The sequence below is a fragment of the Allobranchiibius sp. CTAmp26 genome (genome assembly GCF_017565405.1).
Taxonomy (GTDB): Bacteria; Actinomycetota; Actinomycetes; order Actinomycetales; family Dermatophilaceae; genus Allobranchiibius.
The window spans coordinates 48,696-67,935 of the sequence record NZ_JAGEKR010000024.1 but is presented as its reverse complement, the minus strand read 5'-3'; the positions used below and the strand labels follow the sequence as shown (position 1 = coordinate 67,935).

Genomic DNA, 19,240 nt, shown 5'->3' with positions numbered 1-19,240 from the left:
CCCCAGGGCCGCGCAGCGCTGGTGCCGCGGGCAGACCAGCTGCTCAGGTGGTCTCGGCGAGCCGGTCGACCCTGGGCGACGGACACGGGGGAGCTCAGATGCGTCCGAAGGTCGCCGGTGTGCTCACTGATGCACCGGCGATCGAAGGGCCAGTCGCGACATCCGAACCTCTCGAGCTGAGACATGGGTGGCGGCGATCCGTCGAGTCCAGTGTGCGTCGAGGCGGTGCCCAGGGGTACCCGAACAGGCGATGTGCCACCACGTGTCCGGCCCCGCGTCGGCCGAACTGTTCGCGGGAACACATGAGCCCGTGTGGAGCGCGACTCGGCCAGGCGTTGGTCACTGACCTCCGTCGGCGCCGATGAGGCGACGGATCAGGACGGGGACCTTGCGAAGATTCAGCTTCACGAAGTCTGACGACGCTCAGACGAGCCGAGGCACAATGCCGCCGGCGATGAAGGAGAAAGATGAGGGCGATGGCCGACAACAATGACGATGACATCCTGGCGAAAGAGGAGCGTGCCGCAGTCGACCTCAAGGTGACGGCGCCCGGTCGCCTGTCGACCGAACACATCAGGTGGGACGCGACAGGGCGGCATCGCGGCGTGCTGATGACCGGCAGCGATGGAGCCGACGGTCCCAAGGCGTTCTACATTCACATCGAAGCGAAACCGGATCGGATCGAGCAGGTCGAGTCGATGCTCGCCGACATCCTGTCGTGCGTAGAGCGGGAACCAGCAACCGGACCGTGGTTCGGCGTTCGCTATTCAGACACCGTATTCGCGATCTTCGAGGCGTTCCCGGACATCGCCGGAAGGAACGCCCACGTGGCCGGAGGCGGCGGCGAGATCTTTCGTGACCTCGAACGCATGAATGATCATCTGGTGCAGCCCGCCCACGTCGCAAAACTCGACATCCTCATGAGCAAGCGCACTTTCGCCTGAGCGTCCACGGACCCACCGGTCCGTCATGGCATAGGCAGTGGTCCGTTCCCGTCTCACGGGAAGTTCGCGACAGTAATTCACAGAAGCATGAGCAAGCAGGTACGCCCCTGCGACATGGTCAACCCCAGGAGTGATCCTGCGGAACAACTCGCGATAGCTTCGCCAGCACGCCCTCTTCCACCGATCGTGACCGCATCGGCGAGCTGGGCGAGTTCCGCGCCTGGGTTGCCGGAGACAACCGCGCTCGCGCCGCTCGCGTCCAAGATTCGGGCCGCCGACCTGGCGTTGATCCATGGGCAGCGAGACGCCACCCAAGTTGTGCTGCGCGAGCTCGCTGCATCCTGCAAACCACCGCAGGCCGACCTCGAGCTCGTGACGCGCGCCGCGCTGAGCGCAGCTGCAGCACCGCGGGTCTGTCTGGGTTCGCTGCGTGCTTGCTCACGTCGAGATGTCACTTCGGGAGGGTCTGCGGCCCGCCGCACCCTCCGTAATCGACATCTCGGCCGAAGCGGACGGCGTACGACGAAGCCCCGGGCAGCTACCCGGGGCTTCGTCCTACGTGCTGGCGGTGGCGGTGGGATTTGAACCCACGGTGGAGTTACCCCCACACACGCTTTCGAGGCGTGCTCCTTAGGCCGCTCGGACACGCCACCGCCGACGAGGGTACCCGAGGCGTCCCGTCGTGACGAAATCCGTTGCCCGGCGCGGACGGTCAGCGGGTCGTCGAGGGCGACGCGGTCGGTACGTCGGCGCGGAACTCCTTGCTGAGCAGGGATCGATGGAGGAGTCGGTGGGTCCTCTGGCGGGCGGGCGCGCGCCGGGCGCGCCCCGGACCGCGCGAGCGGCACGACCTCGTTCCTCCAGCGGTGCCCATGTGCTGCCCCTACCCTCGTAGTGCCCGCACGATCGTCCGCAGCCGTTCTCGGTGGGGTGCGACCGCTCACTGAATCGTCATCCCCACAGTCGGGCCGACATTTCGAGACGAAGGAATTCGCGCGTGATTCCCGCTGACCTCCACGACTTCTTCGTGGCCAGCGCCAGCGTGGCTGGCGCCTTCATCGGACTGCTTTTCGTCGCCATCTCAGTGTCGAAGGACCGCCTCGCCGAGACGGCAGAAAAACAGGTCAACCGCATTCGTGCCCGCGCCGCATTGACCGCCTTCACGAATGCCCTTGCCGTCGCGCTGTTCGCCTTGATACCCGGCACGCCCATCGGCAATACCCTGGTGGCTGTCTCCATCGTCGGGTTGATCTTTGTTGCCGCCTCAGTCGTCTCTCTCATCCGGCTCCACCCACGCGGGTGGCGCGACCTGCGCGACGTGCTGTTCCTGGTCGGGCTCACCGCACTGTTCGTCGTACAGCTCGATCAAGGAATCGTGCTTCAGAGCCATGGTGAAGACACGGGTGCCGCGCACAGCGTCGCTGTCCTCGTGACCGTCTGCCTTCTCATCGGCATCAATCGCTCGTACGAGTTGATCGGCGGGCCGGAGATCGGCTTCGGTCGCGAATTGCGGGCGCTGCTGGATCCAGCTCGACGTCGCTGAGGACAGGCCCGGTGCGGCGCTGTCAGCAGGTCGTCGAGGGCGACGCGGTCGGTACGTCGGCGCGGAAGTCCTTGCCGAGCACCAGGTCGACGGAGGAGTCCGAGCGCCCGTCGCGGGCGAGCGTGGCGCCGGGGACGCGCGGCAGGACGTAGCGCTTGGCGAAGTCCTGGCCGGTCGCGCCGAAGCGGATCTGTGCGACGCCGTCGATCTTCTGCTTGTACGGGTCGTTGCTGATCGAGCCGATGTCGAAACCGCCGGAGGCGAACTTCGTGGCCACGTCGCGGGCGCTCCCACTGCTGTCGGAGGCGTTGTAGATGTTGAGCTTCACCAGCGCCTGGGGGAGGGCGAGGGTGGTGCACGACGGCGTCGACGGCCCTGTCGGGGCGGCACTCGGCGGGCTGATGTTGCGGACGGCGTACACCAGGCCCGCGATCACGAGGACGGCGGCGATCACGAGGACGACGGTGGCGCGGATCCGACGGCGCCGACGTGCGGCCTGCAGGCCGTTGCTGGCGGTGCTCACAGCGCCAGCACCCTGGCGTGCAGGACCGGTCGTTGCTGCAGCGCAGCGCGCAGCGCCCGATGCAGACCGTCCTCCAGGTAGAGATCGTCGCCCCACGCGACGACATGGGCGAAGATGTCGCCGTAGAACGTGGAATCGACCGCGAGGACGAGCGCCAGGTCGAGCGTGCGCTTGGTGGTGATCAGGTGCTCCAGGCGCACGATGCGGGGTGCCACCACGCTCCAGTCGGCAGGCGTCGCCAGCCCGTGTTCGGGATAGGGGCGCCCCTCCCCGACAGCCTTGAAGATCACGGGCTCGATGCTACGGCGGTCAGTGACCGAATCTTCGCAGCCGACCGCTCCCACGCCGCTATCGTCGCTTGCATGACCACCTCGGAAGACGCCCTCGCCCAGATCAAGGCCGGTTACGGCTTCTCCGGCGCCGCACTCGAGCTCGGGGCCGCAGTGGTCGACGGGAAGGCGCATCCCGACGTCCCGGTCCGGTTGCCGCTGTCGATGATGAACCGTCACGGCCTGGTCGCGGGTGCGACCGGCACCGGCAAGACCAAGACCCTGCAGTTGATGGCCGAGCAGCTGAGCGCCCAGGGCGTGCCCGTCTTCCTCGCCGACATCAAAGGGGACCTGTCGGGGGTGGCGACCGCCGGTCAACCTGGTGACCGGGTCACCGCGCGCACGACCGACATCGGCCAGCAGTGGACGCCGTCGGCGTACCCGACGGAGTTCTACGCGCTCGCGGGCCTCGGCAAGGGCGTGCCGATCCGGGCGACCATCACTTCCTTCGGGCCGACCCTGCTGTCGAAGGTGCTGGGGCTGAACGACACCCAGGAGTCCAGCCTCGGGCTGGTCTTCCACTGGGCCGACAGCCAGGGCATGTCGTTGCTGGATCTGAAGGACCTGCAGGCCGTCATCTCCCACCTGACCTCCAAGGACGGCAAGGCGGACCTGGAGGGCCTCGGCGGGCTCTCCTCGGCGACGGCGGGGGTGATCCTGCGCAATCTGGTGGCGTTCAGCGATCAGGGTGCCGACGCGTTCTTCGGTGAGCCGGAGTTCGACACCGCGGACCTGCTGCGCACCTCCTCCGACGGTCGCGGGGTCGTCAGCTGCCTGGAGCTCGCGGCGGTCCAGGACAAGCCCGCCCTCTTCTCGACGTTCCTCATGTGGCTGCTCGCCGACCTCTTCCACGACCTGCCCGAGGTCGGAGACATCGACAAGCCCAAGCTGGTCTTCTTCTTCGACGAGGCGCACCTGCTCTTCGACGACGCCTCCAAGGCGTTCCTGGACGCCATCCAGCAGACGGTCCGGCTCATCCGGTCCAAGGGTGTCGGCATCTTCTTCGTCACCCAGACCCCGAAGGACGTCCCGAACGACGTGCTGGCGCAGCTGGGCAACCGGGTGCAGCACGCGCTGCGCGCCTTCACCCCCGACGACGCCAAGGCGCTCAAGGCGACCGTGCAGACGTTCCCGCACAGCTCCTACGACCTGGAGGAGCTGCTCACCCAGCTCGGCACCGGTGAGGGCGTGGTGACGGTGCTGTCGGAGAACGGCGCGCCGACCCCGGTCGCCTGGACCCGGATGCGCGCGCCTCAGTCTCTGATGGCGCCCAGCCCGGACGCGACGATCGACGCCACGGTCAGCGGATCCTCGATCGTCGGCAAGTACGCGGAGGCGATCGATCGCGAGTCGGCGTACGAGATGCTGAACGCGAAGCTCCAGCAGGCGCCCACCCCGCAGGAGGCACCTGCTCCTGCCCCTTCAGGCGGTGGACAGCCTGCGCAGGCCCCGCAGGAGGCGCCCCGCCCCGCACCGCGCGGCAAGGAGGACAAGGGCATGATCGCGAATGTGGCGAGCTCGCCGGCGTTCAAGTCGATGATGCGGTCGGCGGGGTCGGCTCTGGGCCGGGAGATCACCCGCAGCTTGTTCGGGACCGCCCGCCGGCGCCGCTGAGCGCCAGGGGTCTTCGCCCGGTCAGGAGCAGGTGCGGCTGGGCTTGGGCATCGGCGCGGCCGTCGCCTGCGCGGCGGGCACCAGCCCCGTGAACCGGTAGTCCAGCACCAGGTCGACTGAGGAGTCGGTGCGCCCGTCGAGCACGAGCTTGGCGCCCTTGACCGACAGCGCCACGCGACGGGCCGCGGGCTCGCCCCTGGCGCCGTACCGCACGATCGCGATCAACTCCGGGTTGAAGCTGCCCAGCGGGTCGTTGCCCACCCGGTCGGTCTTGAAGCCGCGGGCGCGCAACTCCTTGCCGACCGTGGTCGCGAGGCCGGACCGGGCAGTCGTGTTGTAGACGTTGACGGTCACGCTCTTGGCGGCCGGCGGGGGCAGCGCGGCGAGCTGGAAGGACGGCCCGAGCACGAGGTCGATCGACGGGTTGTTGCGACCGTCGTTGTAGAGCTTGGCGTGCTGCACCTGGGTCGCCAGCGTCAGCGCCATCTGGTAAGCGCCTGCGCCGTAACGGATCTCGGCGTACGTCGGCGTCGGCCGGTTGTCGTCCTGCGGGTCGCTCGCCGTGCCGATGACCTGGAAGCCGCGCCACGAGAGTGCGGTGCCGACCTGCCCCGCGAGGCCCTGGGTGTCGGATGCGTTGAGCACGTTGACGTGGATGTAGGACGCGGGGATCGGCGCGCTCGGCGTGGGAGTGGTCGTGCAGACGACCTTCTTGGCGGGAGCGGCCTCCTGGTCACCACACCCCGCGAGCAGCATCGAGGCGGCCGCAAGTCCGGCCGTGGTGAGAAGGGCGAGTCGCCCCCTGGTACGCATGATGCCTGTCTGCCCCTTGTGACTGTCTGACCCGGTCCCCAGTGTGACGTCCCGCGCGCCGATCCTGAAGTCGGCGCGCCAACCGTTTCCCTCTTGTGACCCGACCAGCCTAGAGCGGAGAGATGAACGCAGGGTGACGCGGTTTTCCCGGTGCCACGAGGGTGGTGGCCGGTCGAGCGCTCAGGCCTGCGCGGAACCGGCGCGGCCCCCGTGCCGCTCCGAGGACGCGGCGTCCGGACCTGCGACAAGTCGCTCGATCGCGGCGGCCGCCCGCACCACGACGTCGTCGGCGAACCGGGTGCCGACGACCTGCATCCCGACCGGCAGCGCACCGGGCGGGCTGATCGGCACGCTGGCAGCGGGCAGCCCGGCGAGATTCGCGGGCAGCAGCAGCGCGCACCATGCGTCGAATCCGTCCGGGACCGCCCGGCCGCCCACCGTCGCCGGGCCGAGCCGGTCGGCGGCGAAGGCGGTCACGGGGAGGGTCGGGGTGAGCAGCACGTCGTACTCCGACAGGAACCGCAGCCAGGAGGTGGTGAAACGGCTACGGGCGGCCTGCGCGTCCAGGTAGTCGCGTGCGCTGATGCCCGCGCCGGCCTCGATGATGGCGGCGGCGTCGGCGCCGATGAGGTCGGGTCGGTCGGCGAGCAGCTGCCCCTGGGCCGCGTTGCCCTCGGGCAGCCCGGTCGCGTCCCAGAGAGCGCACACGTCGACCGGGTCGGGGTGGGCCAGGTCGATCGTGGCGCCCGACCGGCGCAGGGTGTCCAGGGCCCGCTCGAAGGCCCCCCGCACGTCGTCGTCCAGCTCGGCGAAGCCGAGCGTGGGGGAGGCGGCGATGCGCAGCCCGTCCAGCGAAGCGGTGTGTGCCGCACCGAGGAAGTCCAGGGGACGAGGCGGCGCCACGCTGGTCGGATCCTCCGGTGCCGGCCCCGCCAGCACGGTCATGGCCAGCGCCAGGTCGTGCACGTTCGAGGCGATCGGGCCGACGACCGACAGGCTCGGCCACCCGCGGAACCCCGGCGTGGTCGGTACCAGCCCGTACGTCGGTTTGAGTCCGGCCACCCCGCAGAACGCCGACGGGATGCGGATCGAACCGCCGCCGTCGCTACCGAGGGCCAGGTGCGCCATGCCCGAAGCGATCGACGCTGCGGCTCCACCGCTGGAACCGCCGGTCGTACGGCTCAGATCCCGTGGGTTGCGGGTGGTGCCGAACAGTTCGTTGGTCGTGACGCCGCGGTAGCAGAACTCCGGGTTGTTGGTCTTGCCGAGGACGACGGCGTCCGCCTGCAGCAACCGGTCGACCGCCACGGCGGACGTGCCCGGCCGGAAGTCGGCGAGCACGCGGGAGCCGTTGGTGGCCGGAGCGCCGGCCAGCCAGATCTGGTCCTTGATCGACACCGGTACGCCGGCCAGCGGGCCCAGGCGCTCGCCCGCGGCGATCCGCCGGTCGACGTCCGCGGCTTTCGTCAGCGCCTCGTCGCGGAGCACGACGGTGTACGCGTTGACGTCACCGTCGTACTCCTCGATCGCCGCGAGACACTCCCGCGCCGCGGTCACCGCGCTCAGACTGCCGGCCGCGATCGCGTCGGCGATCTCCCAGGCAGTCCTCACAGGGTGCCCTGCACCGCCGCCCGCTCCAGCTCGTCCTGCTCCTCACGGGCGACCCGGGTCTCGGCCTCGACGTCGATGTTGCGGGCCAGGAACCAGTAGAGGAGTCCGGCGACCGGCAACCCGATGAAGAAGGAGATGTCCACGTCGTGGAGGGACTTGGCGATGAATCCGGTGTAGAGCGTGCCCACCACGAAGAACGGTGTCATCGCGAGGAATCCGACCAGGTAGGACACGATGCCCGGCCAGCCCCACCGGCCGTACATGCCGTTCGGCTTGAAGATCTCCGCGATCGCGTAGTGGCCACGGCGGACGACGTAGTAGTCGACCAGGTTGACCGCCGTCCAGGGGATGAACAGATAGAGCACCAACAACAGGAAGTTGTTGAAGTCGCTGAGGAAGTTCGCCGTCGCGACCAGTGCGCCGAGCAGGGACAGCACTGCGGTGAAGGCGATGGTGGCGATCCGGATGCCGAGGGTGGGCTTGACCTTGGAGAAGGAGTCCACGGCGCTGATCAGGGTGAGCGACCCGCCGTACATGTTGAGCGCGATGACCGAGATCAGTCCCAGCGCCGCGAGGATCAGCACGACGTCGCCGAACCCGTGGAAGAAGTGGTCACCCACCTGCTTGAGCTCGGGAATCGCATTGCCGCTGAAGTCCTTTCCCTTCCACGCTGCGAGCGTGGCGCCGATGACCATCATCCAGGCGCCCCCGATGGCCGATCCGCCGTAGGTCCAGTAGAAGGTCTTGCGCACCGTGACGTCCGGCGGCAGGTAGCGCGAGTAGTCGGAGACGTAGATAGCCCAGCTGATCTGGTACCCGGCGACCACGCCGAACTGACCGAAGAACGGGGCCGCCTGGAAGTGCCCCAGATCGAACGTGCCGGCCGGGTAGTGCAACGTGAAGAGCACGATCGTGACGATGCCGAAGACGATCAGCATCGCGTAGGTCAGGAACTGCTCCGCCCGGTGGATCAGGTCGTAGCCGATGATCGCGATCGCGACGCCGATCACGGTGATGATCACGTGCCACGGCTTGATCCACGACGTGCCGGTGCTCTTGGACATGGACTCGCTGGCGAGCACGGTGTTGAAGACGTTGAACCCGGCGTACTGCACGTAGGCGAACAGCCAGACCAGCAGTGCCCCGAGGTAGCCGAACTGCGGCCGCGACTGGATCATCTGCGGCAGGCCGAGCTGCGGGCCCTGCGCGGAGTGGAACGCCATGAAGAGCGTGCCCAGCAGCGTGCCGACGATGATGGCGATGATCGACCACGCGAGGGTCGCGCCCTCGGTGATGCTGATGAGGCCGACCGCCAGGGTCGCGATCTGCGCGTTCGACATGAACCACAGCGGGCCGAGGTGCCACAGCTTGCCGTGCCGCTCGGTGAGCGGCACGTAGTCGATCGAGCGGGATTCGATCCCGCCGGCCCGCTGCGTGGGTTCGGTGGTCTGCGTCATGGGCATACTCTCCCGCGAAATGCATTGTTACTGCTGGGTATTACATGCGCCGCGCGTCACGGGGTGAAGGGAGCGCCCCAGACGCCGCGCGAACGACGACGAAACCGCTTGCGTCGGCGCGGGTCAGCCTGCTCGGATCGTCCGGTGCCCAATCCGAAGACCGGCAGCGTGAGGCCCGATGCCGGCGGCGCCCGGGTCGTTCGATCGAACGATTCGGAGGCGGTGCGGCGCATCCTGGCATCGCTGCCCGAGTGGTTCGGGATCCCCGCGTCGAACGAGCACTACATCGAGGCAGCGGGATCGATGCCCTCCTATCTCGCGGTGTCCGGCGATCGGACGGTCGGCGTACTGCTCACCACGACGCACTTCGCCGACGCCGCCGAGGTCTACCTGATGGCCGTCGACGCGGCGTACCGGGGCGCCGGCATCGGAACCCGGTTGCTCGATGCCGCTGAGGCGCGACTACGGGTCGACGGCGTGCGTTACCTGCAGGTCAAGACCCTCGGTCCCAGCCGGCCGGACGAGCACTACGAAGCGACCCGCCGGTTCTACCGACGGCGAGGATTCGCCTCGTTGGAGGAACTGCTCGAGCTGTGGGAGGGCAACCCCTGCCTGCTCATGGTGAAGGCGCTCTGACCCCAGACGCAGCGGCATGCCGGCGTAGAATCCGCCCGTCGAATCGGGGCGCCGTGCCCGACGTGCAGCCCCGGAGAGGGTGCTGTCATGGCGGATCGCGTCCCGATGACGAACTTCGGCAGGAGTTGGACCAGGGTCGATCAGACCAGTGATCCATCGTCTACGCGAGCCTCCTTGCAGCGACCCGAGCGCAAGAGCTCGACGAGGCTCGTCGGGACCCGGCCACGGCCTTCGGTGCTCTTGCGCTGCGTCCGGGCCTTCGGTTGCTCGACGTGGGATGCGGGACCGGCGACTACCTGCGGGTCATGGCGCCGTTGGTCGCCCCGGGCGAGGCCACTGGAACCGACCTCAGCACCCAACTGATCGAGCGCGCCAGGCAGCTGTCCTCGGTCGATCAGACCAACCTCTCCTTCCGCGTCGCCGACGTCTACGACCTTCCCTTTCCCGACGCCTCGTTCGATCGCGTGACGGCCACCCAGCTGATGCTTCACCTGAGCGATCCCTGGACGGCCCTCGACGAGATGCGTCGGGTGCTCGCGCCCGAGGGACGCGTGGCCATCGCGGAGTGGGATTGGGACAGCACGTGTCTAGCGGTGACCGACCGAGACCTCGGGCGCCGGTTCACCCACTTGCTGTGCGATCAGATGCACCACGGGCTGATCGTGCGTGAGTTGACCTGGCGACTGGCCGCGCACGGATTCGAGCAGGTCGAGGTCGTTCCGCGGGTGCAGATCTCGCGTGATCTGGGCGCGGCGTTCGAGTGGCTGATACGGCCGGCGACCCGAGAGCTGGTGCGCACGGGGGCACTGAGCGAAGCCGACGGCACTCGGCTCCTCGACGATCTGCGTGAACGAGCCGCGACCGGTCGCTACTTCCTGGACCGCACCTACTACGTCGCCACTGCCGTCACGGGGCTGCCGCTAGGACGGTGAACACCTCGATGAGGTCGTACGCCGCGCCGAAGTCCGCCGCGGTGAAGCCCAGCGTGAGCGGGGCGCGGCGTTCGACACCCGGGATGCCCAGCGCGCGCTCGGTCATCGACGGCCGCAGGACGTCCACCTCGAGGTCCACCGGGCCCTGGAACACCGGGGCATGGACCACCTCGGGGTGGGCGAGAGCGGCCTGCGCGGCGGCCTCGATGCGACGGCACGACTCCCGCGGATGCAACCCTTCGGCGGCCCGGTTCGCCACCGCCCGCTTCACCATGACCGTCGTGATTCCCGGCACGACCGATGCGGCCTCGGCGGCGAGAGTGTCGTCGCCGGTCGCGAGCACCGGGACGGCACCGTGGAACGACGCCAGCGCGGCGTTCAGTCCGAGCTCGCCCAGCTCGCGACCGTCGCATCGGACGTTCGCGATGACGCCTCCGCTGATCGTGTGGGCCAGCACCGAATCCGGCGTCCCGGCCCTGCCGTGGTAACCGACGAAGCAGACCGCGTCCACCCCGCGCTCGATGCCGGTCATCATCGCGAGACGCCGGGGAGAACCCCGCAGCAGAGTGCACCCCTGCTCGAGGCGATCGGGGATCAGATTGCGGAACTGCGCGTGCGCGTCGCAGACCACCACCTCGGCGGCGGGGTCGTGCGCCAGCACCCCGCGTACGGCGGCGCTCGCCTCGTCCGTCATGTACCCGCGGTTGCGTTCGTACTCCGCGTTGCCGGGACTGATGTCCTGTGGGTCCACGACCCCGGCGACGCCCTCCATGTCGACCGAGACCAGCACCCGCACGACAGCCTCCGACCCAGCCTGGGATGGGCGCCCACTCCCGGACCGACGGAGACGCCACTGCTGAGCACACTGTCACACCATTAACGAATCTTGATGCCCCACAGGGTTTCCGGGCCGCCCGATCGAGATCACACTGGTGGGTGGAGGAACACGGAGCAGGGTGTCCCTGATCGTGGGAGAGAGTGATCGTGATGGCCGGCCGCGTACGTCTCGAACCGTCGGCGTGGGCCCAGGCGGGGTGGTGGACAGGGGCCGTCCGGGTCGGTGCGGCGCTCGTCCCGCTCGTGACCTGCGCGCTGCTCTCCGCGGGCCGCAGGGATGTCACGCCGGTCATCGCGGTCCTCGTGCTCGTGCTGTGGGTCGTGCTGGCCGCCGCCACCGCTGACCGGGTGGCGGCGTTGATCGCCGCCGTCTCCGGTGGCATCTGGTTCGACTTCTTCCTCACCCGGCCCTACCACCGGTTCGCGATCTCCGGCACCGCCCACATCGTCGCGACGGTGCTGCTCGTGCTCATCGGTGTCTCCGTCACCGAGCTCGCGTTGTGGGGCCACCGCCAGCAGGCGCGGGCCGCCCGCCGCTCGGGATACCTCGACGGGTTGCTCTCGAGCGCCGCGGCGATTAGGGAGGGCGGCACGCCCACCCCGACGATCACTCAGATCGCGGCTCGGCAGATCGCCGATACCCTAGACGCCGAGCGGTGCACGTTCGTCGACGGCCCGCTCCGGGACGCGCGGATCGCCGTTCTGGAAGAGGACGGCACCGTGGTCCGCGCCGGGCACCGGGCCGAGGCCAGTCGGGTCGGGCTGCCGACCGAGGAGTACGCCGCCATCCTGGTGCGGCGGGGGCAGACGGTCCTCGGCTACTTCCGGGTGACCGCTGCGACCTACGTGAGCCACCCCAGCGCCGAACAGTGCCGCGTCGCGGTCCTGCTCGCGGATCAGGTCGCGGGCGCGTTCGGTACAGCGAGCACAGTGCGCACGGACTGACCCGCGCGTCAGGCTGCTGGAGTCTGGCCGGGTCGGGAGGGCATCAGGCCGGGGGTGAGGTCCCAGGTGACGCCGGCGCTGGTGACCTGGGCGGTGAGTAGGTCGCGGTGGACGATGGTGTGGTGCCTGGCGCAGAGCAGTGCTGCGTTGGCGAGATTGGTCTTTCCGCCGGCCCACCACGGGGTCACATGGTGGGCCTCGCACCAGTCGGGTGGCCGGTCGCAGCCGGGAAAGGTACAGCCTTTGTCTCGGTGGATGATCGCGGTCCGTAAGCCACCGGTGAAGAGGCGTTTCGCACGGCCGACGTCGAGTGGTTCGGAGTCGCCGCCGAGGACGGCGGGGATCAGGTCCGCATCGCAGGCCAATCGACGCAGGGTGCCCGCGTCGAGGTAGTCCCCGTCGGTGGTGTCGCCGATCCCCGGCAGGTACGTCGGATCGGATCCGCTGCCTCGTGAACCGAATTGGTCGAGTCGGCCGGCCTCGCGAAGCCCCTCGTACAAGGTCGCGTAGTCCATGGTGACCAGGATCTTCGCGGTCCCGCCGAACTCCCCGACAGACCGCGGGCTGGTGCCGTCCAGCACCCCGGCCGCGGTGTCGACCAGTCGCACGAGGGCATCCGCCCGGCGCTTGGCAGGGGTACGGGAGTCTCGCTCGGGCGCGCCGGCCCCGGTCTCCAGCGGCGCGGGATCCTCGTTGGTGCTGGTCGAGCAGGTCTGTGGCGCGGGTGCGGACAGAGCGCGGAGCGCGTGTTTGACGACGGCGGCGTGCCCACCGGACAGTTCGGCGACGAACCGGGTCAGCCCGGAGGGCAGGTCGGCCCAGTACACCGACTCACAGTCCTGCTGGCGTTCCTCGTTGTGGGCCAGTTGCTCCGGCGCGTATTCGCCTAGGATCCGGGTGCTCAACTCCCGCAGGGTCCGTGCGCCGTGGTCGGACAACGACAGGTAACGACCCAGCAGGTCGTCGCGATCCGCGGTGGGCAGTTTTGGCAGTATCTGTGGCACCTCACGCAGCGCGGCCGCCGCGACCGGCACGCTCGCCGACCCGGTCGCCAACGCATCGGCCACGACCTTGTTCCGCGGGTCGGCGCATTCGACCCCCACGGCGCCGACCCGGCGTACGACGGTCGGTTCCACGCCGGCGGTCTGCTGAGCGACCCAGGCGGGTGCTCCGGTGGCGGTGGAGTTGGAGACGGTGCCCCGGTTCAACGCGTCGGAGGTGGCCAGGGCGGCAACGTTTTCTCCCCGTGTTCCGATCTGCAGCATCGACCCGACGACCTCGCCCAGCTCGGTCTCATCCAACTGGTACAGCGCAGCGGGCCACTCATCCAACGCGGTCTTGAACTCCCTCAGCAGCGACAGCAGCCGGACACCCGTCCCCGGCACCGCGGGCACCCGCGTGTCGGTTGTCGACTGCGCCATGACCCCTCCTGCGATCGCTGCTCCTACCTCTTCCCTACATTCTGAATCATACGCGTGTTCGATATCCCTGACAAGGGTAAATATTACGAAAAATGCTGTGAATGTTGATCATTCGAGCCCCGTTATCCACATCCCCCTTGCATCGAGATGGACGGTTTCGGAGTTTTCCACACACCGCACCACCCGGTTGCCATGCCGTGGCACGAATGCGACATATGTGACACCTGCTGTGCGTGGACGACAGCCCGCAGGTGCCCACTCCGGCGGTCGGTGCTGACCGGTGCAATGGTGGTCGGGTGGAACGTCCGGCGGTGAGCCAGGACCGGACCGGGGCTCGGAGCACCCCCGCGACGGTGGTGTGCTGAGCACGTCGGCCAGCAGAGGAGACGGAGACACTCATGAACAAGAACCCCCGCGCCGCGACCGTCAAGACACCCGCGGAGAACTTCACCGGCGACGTGTGGATGGACCCGCTGTTCAACGGCGATGGCACGTCCCAATTGGTCTGCGGGCACGTGCGTTTCACGCCCGGAGCGCGTACCAATTGGCACTCCCACGCCCACGGGCAGCTGCTCGTGTGCACCGACGGCATCGGCCTGGTCGGCACCCGCGACGGGCGCACGATCCTGCTTCAGGCGGGGGAAAGCGTCTGGACACCGGCCGGCGAGGAGCACTTCCACGGCGGCACCGCCGACCACATGATGTGCCACTACGCGATCCTGGACGCGAGCGGGGACACGGACGCGACGACCTGGTTGGACCCGGTCACCGACGAGCAGTACGCCGCGGCCGAGGCCGCTGCTACCGCCTCAGGGAGTCACTGATGGAGTACCGCTCACTCGGCCGCACCGGCGTGCAGGTCAGCCCCCTCTGCCTGGGCGCCATGATGTTCGGACCCTGGGGCAACGACGACACGGCCGATGCGACCCGCATCATCCACGCCGCCCTCGACGCCGGGATCAACTTCGTCGACACCGCGGACGTGTACTCAGCAGGCGTCTCGGAGGAGATCGTCGGTGCTGCGTTGCAGGGCCGACGTGACGACGTCGTGTTGGCCACCAAGTTCTTCATGCCGATGGGTGAAAGCCCCAATCAGCGCGGCGGTTCGCGTCGGTGGATCATCCGCGAGGTCGAGAACTCCCTGCGGCGGTTGAAGACCGACCACATCGACCTCTACCAGGTGCACCGACCCACCCCGGAGATCGACGTCGAGGAGACCCTGGGCGCACTGTCGGACCTGGTGCACGCGGGGAAGGTGCGCTACATCGGCTCCTCCTCGTTCTCCGGGTCGCAGATCGTGCAAGCCCAGTGGGCCGCCCGGGAGCGCAACCTGGAGCGGTTCGTCACGGAGCAGCCGCCGTACTCGATCCTCGTGCGCGGCATCGACGAGGATGTGCTCCCGACCACGCGTCGATACGGCATGGGCACGCTGACCTACAGCCCGCTCGGTGGCGGGTGGCTCTCCGGCAGGTGGCGCAAGGACGCCGCGTCGGCGCCGACGTCCAGCGCCCGCCCGAGTGCCCGCTTCGACATGAACGTCCCCGCGAACCAGCGGAAACTCGACATCGTCGAGGACCTGGCCCAGCTCGCCGAGCAGGCCGGGGTGAGCATGATCGAGCTGGCGATCGCGTTCGTCGTCAACCACCCCGGCGTCACCTCCGCGATCGTCGGACCGCGCACGATGGAACAGCTGCAGTCCTACCTGCCCGCCGCCGACCTCACCCTCACCGATGACGTGCTCGACCGGATCGACGCGATCGTCGCGCCCGGCGTGACCGTCAACCCGGACGACAACAGTTACGGCGAGCACGAACTCGTCGCAGCCGCGCGGCGTCGCTGACCACGTCGTCTCCGACGCGAACGCGGGTCGCATCCGCGGCGGGAAACGCCCTCCGTCGACCCGATGACATCCCGAGCAAGGAGAGAACCATGCAAGAGCTGACCCTGAACAACGACGTGCGCATGCCCGCCATCGGGCTGGGCGTGTTCCAGACCCCCGCCGATGAGACCCGCAACGCGGTCGCAGCGGCACTGGCGACGGGATACCGGCACATCGACACCGCAGCGGCGTACGGCAACGAACGCGAGGTCGGTGAGGCCGTCCGAGACTCGGCGCTCGCACGCGACGACGTCTTCGTCGAGACGAAGGTGTGGATCAGCGACTACGGGTACGACGAGACTCTGCACGCGTTCGACAAGAGCGCCGGCAAGCTCGGTGTGGAGCAGCTCGACCTGCTGATCCTGCACCAGGCACTGCCCTCGGACTTCGAGAAGACCCAGCAGGCCTATCGGGCGCTGGAGAAGCTGCTGGCCGACGGCCGGGTCCGCGCGATCGGGGTCAGCAACTTCATGGTCGAGCACCTCACCGCATTGATGGAGAAGGCCACCGTGGTGCCCGCGGTCAATCAGATCGAACTGCACCCCTACTTCCAGCAGCGGGAGGTGCAGGCCTTCGGTGCGGAGCACGGCATCCTCACCCAGGCGTGGTCGCCCATCGGCGGGATCACGTTCTACCGCGACGGCGAGCACACCAGCACCCTGCAGGACCCGGTGATCGGCGACATCGCGCAGGCGCACGGGAAGTCGCCTGCCCAGGTGATGCTGCGCTGGCATCTGCAGGAGGGTCGCTCGGTGATTCCGAAATCGACCAAGCCGCAGCGCATCTCGGAGAACTTCGACGTCTTCGACTTCGAGCTCAGCGATGACCAGATCGTGGCCATCGACGCCCTGGACACCGACCGGCGTGGCGGCCCCGAGCCCACCGCCATCACCCTGGAGAGCTTCGGCCGCGACATCCCCGAGGCCTGACCGAACGCCCGGCCCGGGCGGTCGTCACCGCCCGACGGCGTACCCCTGCATGCCGCGGGGGTTGGCGCCGGCCCGCAGGACGCCCGTCGTGGCGTCGCGGGTGACGGCGCACAGTCGACCCTCGCTCCACGCCGGGCCGAGCTCTACGTCGTGACCGCGGGCTGACAGGTCGCGCACCGCGGCGGGGTCCATCCGGTCCTCGATCACCAGCACCCCGGGCTGCATGCCGCGCGGGTAGAACGAGCTGGGGATCGCCTCGCTGTGCCAGGCCGGCGCGTCGATGGCCTCCTGCAGTGCGCTGCCCTGAGCGAGTACCCGCAGCAGGAAGAGCAACTGCCACTGATCCTGCTGGTCGCCACCCGGGGTGCCGCACGCCAGGAGGGGCGCGCCGTCGCGCAGCACCAAGGTCGGGCTGAGGGTGGTCCGCGGCCGGCGGCCGGGAGCGAGCGAGGCCGGAAGGCCCTCCTGCAGTCGGAACATCTGGGCACGCGTGCCGAGGCAGAAGCCGAGCTCGGGGATGGTGGGCGAACTCTGCAACCATCCGCCGCTCGGGGTCGCGGAGATCATGTTGCCGAAACGGTCGACCACATCGACGTGACAGGTGTCCCCACGTTGCGCGGTGGGCGTTGCGACCGTCGGTTCGCCGACGGTCGAATCGCCTGCCGCAGAGTCTGTCTCGCCCAGGCCGCGGGGGAGCACCGGTGCCCGACCGCCGGGGCTGCCGGGCCGGATCTCCATCGAGGCGTCCGCGCCGACGAGGGCTGCGCGCTGCGCGGCGTACGCCGGGTCGAGCAGGTCGCTCAGCGGCACGTCGACGTCGCCGTAGAACGCCTCGCGGTCCGCGAACGCGAGCTTCATGACCTCGGTCGTGGTGTGCACGCCGTCCGCGCCGAGCAGGTCGAGCTCGGCGGGGTCGCCGAGCGCCGAGAGCATCTGCAGCGACTGCAGCAGCACCGGCCCCTGGCCCCACGCGCCGGTCTTGGCGACCGTGGTGCCCGCCCAGTCGAGGGTGGCGGCGGACTCCCAGGTCGCGCTGAACCCCGTGAGGTCTGCGCCGGTGATCACTCCGGCGTGAGCCGCGCCGCTGGAGTCCAGGAACGAACCCCGGGCGAAGCGGTCGACCGCGTCGGCGACGAAACCCTGCGACCACGCACGCCGGGCGCCCTCGATGCGGCTCACCCGGTCGGTGCCGGCGGCGGCGCCCTCGGCGAGGAGGCGGCGCAGGGTCGCGGCGTACGCGCGGTTGGTCACCATCGAACCCGCCGCGGGGGCCTTCCCGTCGGCCAGCCAGGTGTCCGCCGAGGTGGGCCAGTGCTCGGTGAACATCCCGGAGACCCGCTCGATGGTCGCGCAGACGGCGGGGAGGACGGGGTGCCCGGCCTCGGCGTACCCGATGGCCGGTTCCAGTACGTCGGACAGCTCCCAGGTGCCGTGGTCGCGCAGCAGCACCAGCCAGGCGTCGACCGCGCCGGGGATCGCGGCGGCCAGCAGGCCCGACCCGGGCACCTGGTCCAGGCCCTCGGCGCGGTAGTGCTCGATGGTGGCTCCGGCCGGCGCCGGGCCCTGGCCGCAGAGCACCCGGGGCGTCGGATCGTCGGCGGTGGCGACGATGGCGGGCATGTCGCCGCCGGGACCGTTCAGGTGCGGTTCGACCACGTGCAGCACGAAACCGGCGCACGCGGCGGCGTCGAAGGCGTTGCCGCCGCGTTCCAGGACGCTCATCGCCGACTGCGACGCGATCCAGTGGGTGGAGGAGACCATTCCGAAGGTGCCCGCGAGCGTGGGTCGCGTCGTGAACGTCATGCGGTCACAGCGGCGTTCGGCTTCATGACGCTCAGCAGCTCGTACCCGACGTGCGAGGCGGCGATACCGGTGATCTGCGCATGGTCATACGCCGGCGCCACCTCGACGATGTCGGCCGAGACGACGTTCGTGGCGGTCAGCGCTCGCAGGATCGCGAGCAGCTCCCGACTCGTCAGACCGCCGGCCTCCGGGGTGCCGGTGCCCGGCGCGTTCCCGGGATCGAGCACGTCGATATCGATCGAGACGTAGACGGGCGCATCGCCGAGCCGCGCGAGCATCGCCTCGATCACCCCGCGCGTACCGAGCTCGTCGAACTGGGTGGCGTGGATGGTCGCGAAGCCGAGATCGGCGGACTCCGGCAGGTCGCGGACGTCGTAGAGCGGTCCGCGGATCCCGATGTGCAGGCAGTGATCCCGGTCGAGCAGCCCCTCCTCGGAGGCCCGCCGGAACGTCGTGCCATGGGTGTGCGGGGCGCCGAAGTAGGTGTCCCACGTGTCGAGGTGGGCATCGAAGTGCAGCACCGCGATCGGCCCGTACGCCGCGTGCATCACCCGCAGCAACGGCAGCGTGATGGTGTGGTCGCCGCCGAGCGTGAGCAGCCGTCGCCCACCGGCGGTCAGCTCGGCCGCACCCCGCTCGATCTGCCCGATCGCGTCCTCGATGTCGAACGGGTTGGCCGCGATGTCACCGGCGTCCACCACCTGCTGGAGGTCGAACGGCGCCACCTCGAGCTCGGGGTTCCACGGCCGCAGCAGCCGCGAGCTCTCCCGGATGTGCGAGGGCCCGAAGCGGGCACCGGGCCGGTAGCTCACCCCGCTGTCGAACGGCACCCCCACCACCGCCACGTCGTACTCCTCGACGTCCTCGCGGCGCGGCAGTCGCGCGAAGGTCGTGAGTCCGGCGTACCGCGGGGTCTTGCTGGCGTCAGTCGGACCGACGGGCATCGGGGGCACTCCTGCGGGGCTCGTGAGCGCCGGATCGGACCCGGCGGCTCCTCCCCAGGATGCTCTCACCACCACAGGGC

At 69.3% G+C, this 19,240-nt stretch carries 18 protein-coding genes and 1 tRNA gene; 9 read left to right on the top strand and 10 right to left on the bottom strand.

The window, feature by feature from the left end:
* The first annotated feature begins 476 nt into the window (after window positions 1-476).
* Entirely contained in the window at window positions 477-944 is a 468-nt protein-coding gene (locus J4030_RS16535) for a putative quinol monooxygenase (RefSeq protein WP_208050340.1), read from the top strand.
* Window positions 945-1,507: 563 nt separating this feature from the next.
* Here the strand turns inward: J4030_RS16535 and J4030_RS16530 are convergent.
* Window positions 1,508-1,597 (bottom strand) — tRNA-Ser (locus J4030_RS16530).
* A gap of 344 nt (window positions 1,598-1,941) precedes the next feature.
* On the opposite strand from J4030_RS16530, the gene J4030_RS16525 reads away from it, so the two are divergent.
* Entirely contained in the window at window positions 1,942-2,487 is a 546-nt protein-coding gene (locus tag J4030_RS16525; RefSeq protein ID WP_208050339.1) for a hypothetical protein, read from the top strand.
* A gap of 22 nt (window positions 2,488-2,509) precedes the next feature.
* On the opposite strand, the gene J4030_RS18610 is transcribed toward J4030_RS16525, so the two are convergent.
* Both J4030_RS18610 and J4030_RS16515 read right to left on the bottom strand, forming a co-directional pair.
* Window positions 2,510-3,010, bottom strand: coding sequence for a LytR C-terminal domain-containing protein (locus J4030_RS18610; protein WP_208050338.1), 501 nt, complete (start codon window positions 3,008-3,010; stop codon window positions 2,510-2,512).
* Window positions 3,007-3,300 carry a type II toxin-antitoxin system VapB family antitoxin gene (locus J4030_RS16515; protein WP_208050337.1) on the bottom strand — a complete coding sequence of 98 codons (294 nt, stop codon included), beginning with the start codon at window positions 3,298-3,300 and terminating at the stop codon, window positions 3,007-3,009. The genes J4030_RS18610 and J4030_RS16515 overlap by 4 nt, the downstream gene beginning before the upstream one ends.
* A gap of 72 nt (window positions 3,301-3,372) precedes the next feature.
* Here J4030_RS16515 and J4030_RS16510 point away from each other — a divergent pair, with 72 nt between their 5' ends.
* The gene (locus J4030_RS16510; RefSeq protein ID WP_208050336.1) at window positions 3,373-4,953 is read left to right on the top strand and encodes a helicase HerA-like domain-containing protein; all 1,581 of its coding nucleotides are present in this window, start codon (window positions 3,373-3,375) and stop codon (window positions 4,951-4,953) included.
* Between the two features lie 21 nt (window positions 4,954-4,974).
* On the opposite strand, the gene J4030_RS16505 is transcribed toward J4030_RS16510, so the two are convergent.
* The 3 genes from J4030_RS16505 to J4030_RS16495 all read right to left on the bottom strand — a co-directional run bounded on the left by J4030_RS16505 (window position 4,975) and on the right by J4030_RS16495 (window position 8,834).
* Complete coding sequence (locus tag J4030_RS16505; protein ID WP_208050335.1) at window positions 4,975-5,766, bottom strand: LytR C-terminal domain-containing protein; 792 nt, start codon at window positions 5,764-5,766, stop codon at window positions 4,975-4,977.
* Between the two features lie 180 nt (window positions 5,767-5,946).
* Entirely contained in the window at window positions 5,947-7,377 is a 1,431-nt protein-coding gene (locus tag J4030_RS16500) for an amidase (RefSeq protein WP_208050334.1), read from the bottom strand.
* Window positions 7,374-8,834 (bottom strand): cytosine permease, encoded by a 1,461-nt coding sequence (locus tag J4030_RS16495; protein WP_208050333.1) that lies wholly within the window; start codon window positions 8,832-8,834, stop codon window positions 7,374-7,376. Before J4030_RS16495 ends, J4030_RS16500 begins: the two co-directional genes overlap by 4 nt.
* A 144-nt stretch (window positions 8,835-8,978) precedes the next feature.
* Here J4030_RS16495 and J4030_RS18370 point away from each other — a divergent pair, with 144 nt between their 5' ends.
* On the top strand, window positions 8,979-9,470 hold the full coding sequence (locus J4030_RS18370; RefSeq protein ID WP_307864747.1) for a GNAT family N-acetyltransferase: 492 nt from the start codon (window positions 8,979-8,981) through the stop codon (window positions 9,468-9,470).
* Between the two features lie 155 nt (window positions 9,471-9,625).
* Window positions 9,626-10,402, top strand: coding sequence for a methyltransferase domain-containing protein (locus J4030_RS16485; protein WP_307864757.1), 777 nt, complete (start codon window positions 9,626-9,628; stop codon window positions 10,400-10,402).
* Here J4030_RS16485 and J4030_RS16480 read toward each other — a convergent pair.
* Complete coding sequence (locus J4030_RS16480) at window positions 10,377-11,198, bottom strand: M55 family metallopeptidase (RefSeq protein WP_208050331.1); 822 nt, start codon at window positions 11,196-11,198, stop codon at window positions 10,377-10,379. The two genes, J4030_RS16485 and J4030_RS16480, sit on opposite strands and share 26 nt — an antisense overlap.
* A 191-nt stretch (window positions 11,199-11,389) precedes the next feature.
* On the opposite strand from J4030_RS16480, the gene J4030_RS16475 reads away from it, so the two are divergent.
* The gene (locus J4030_RS16475; RefSeq protein WP_208050330.1) at window positions 11,390-12,184 is read left to right on the top strand and encodes a DUF4118 domain-containing protein; all 795 of its coding nucleotides are present in this window, start codon (window positions 11,390-11,392) and stop codon (window positions 12,182-12,184) included.
* Between the two features lie 8 nt (window positions 12,185-12,192).
* On the opposite strand, the gene J4030_RS16470 is transcribed toward J4030_RS16475, so the two are convergent.
* Entirely contained in the window at window positions 12,193-13,605 is a 1,413-nt protein-coding gene (locus J4030_RS16470; protein WP_208050329.1) for an HNH endonuclease signature motif containing protein, read from the bottom strand.
* A 398-nt stretch (window positions 13,606-14,003) separates the two neighbouring features.
* On the opposite strand from J4030_RS16470, the gene J4030_RS16465 reads away from it, so the two are divergent.
* The 3 genes from J4030_RS16465 (at window position 14,004) to J4030_RS16455 (ending at window position 16,413) form a co-directional block, all read left to right on the top strand.
* The gene (locus J4030_RS16465) at window positions 14,004-14,429 is read left to right on the top strand and encodes a cupin domain-containing protein (protein ID WP_208050328.1); all 426 of its coding nucleotides are present in this window, start codon (window positions 14,004-14,006) and stop codon (window positions 14,427-14,429) included.
* Window positions 14,429-15,445 (top strand): aldo/keto reductase, encoded by a 1,017-nt coding sequence (locus J4030_RS16460; RefSeq protein WP_208050327.1) that lies wholly within the window; start codon window positions 14,429-14,431, stop codon window positions 15,443-15,445. The genes J4030_RS16465 and J4030_RS16460 overlap by 1 nt, the downstream gene beginning before the upstream one ends.
* 89 nt (window positions 15,446-15,534) lie before the next feature.
* A complete protein-coding gene (locus J4030_RS16455) occupies window positions 15,535-16,413 on the top strand; it encodes an aldo/keto reductase (protein WP_243763498.1) in 879 nt (292 codons plus the stop codon).
* 24 nt (window positions 16,414-16,437) lie between these two features.
* On the opposite strand, the gene J4030_RS16450 is transcribed toward J4030_RS16455, so the two are convergent.
* Both J4030_RS16450 and speB read right to left on the bottom strand, forming a co-directional pair.
* On the bottom strand, window positions 16,438-18,216 hold the full coding sequence (locus J4030_RS16450; protein ID WP_208050326.1) for a gamma-glutamyltransferase family protein: 1,779 nt from the start codon (window positions 18,214-18,216) through the stop codon (window positions 16,438-16,440).
* On the bottom strand, window positions 18,213-19,160 hold the full coding sequence (speB, locus tag J4030_RS16445) for an agmatinase (protein WP_208050325.1): 948 nt from the start codon (window positions 19,158-19,160) through the stop codon (window positions 18,213-18,215). Before speB ends, J4030_RS16450 begins: the two co-directional genes overlap by 4 nt.
* Window positions 19,161-19,240: the final 80 nt, after the last annotated feature.

What these genes read in the sequence shown, in the direction of transcription:
- J4030_RS16535 (WP_208050340.1), top strand. Translation starts at nt 477, where the DNA reads ATGGCCGACAACAATGACGATGACATCCTGGCGAAAGAGGAGCGTGCC.
- J4030_RS16470 (WP_208050329.1), bottom strand. Translation starts at nt 13,605, where the DNA reads ATGGCGCAGTCGACAACCGACACGCGGGTGCCCGCGGTGCCGGGGACG.
- speB (WP_208050325.1), bottom strand. Translation starts at nt 19,160, where the DNA reads ATGCCCGTCGGTCCGACTGACGCCAGCAAGACCCCGCGGTACGCCGGA.
- J4030_RS16475 (WP_208050330.1), top strand. Translation starts at nt 11,390, where the DNA reads ATGGCCGGCCGCGTACGTCTCGAACCGTCGGCGTGGGCCCAGGCGGGG.
- J4030_RS16450 (WP_208050326.1), bottom strand. Translation starts at nt 18,216, where the DNA reads ATGACGTTCACGACGCGACCCACGCTCGCGGGCACCTTCGGAATGGTC.
- J4030_RS16465 (WP_208050328.1), top strand. Translation starts at nt 14,004, where the DNA reads ATGAACAAGAACCCCCGCGCCGCGACCGTCAAGACACCCGCGGAGAAC.
- J4030_RS16505 (WP_208050335.1), bottom strand. Translation starts at nt 5,766, where the DNA reads ATGCGTACCAGGGGGCGACTCGCCCTTCTCACCACGGCCGGACTTGCG.
- J4030_RS16495 (WP_208050333.1), bottom strand. Translation starts at nt 8,834, where the DNA reads ATGACGCAGACCACCGAACCCACGCAGCGGGCCGGCGGGATCGAATCC.
- J4030_RS16455 (WP_243763498.1), top strand. Translation starts at nt 15,535, where the DNA reads ATGCAAGAGCTGACCCTGAACAACGACGTGCGCATGCCCGCCATCGGG.
- J4030_RS16510 (WP_208050336.1), top strand. Translation starts at nt 3,373, where the DNA reads ATGACCACCTCGGAAGACGCCCTCGCCCAGATCAAGGCCGGTTACGGC.
- J4030_RS16460 (WP_208050327.1), top strand. Translation starts at nt 14,429, where the DNA reads ATGGAGTACCGCTCACTCGGCCGCACCGGCGTGCAGGTCAGCCCCCTC.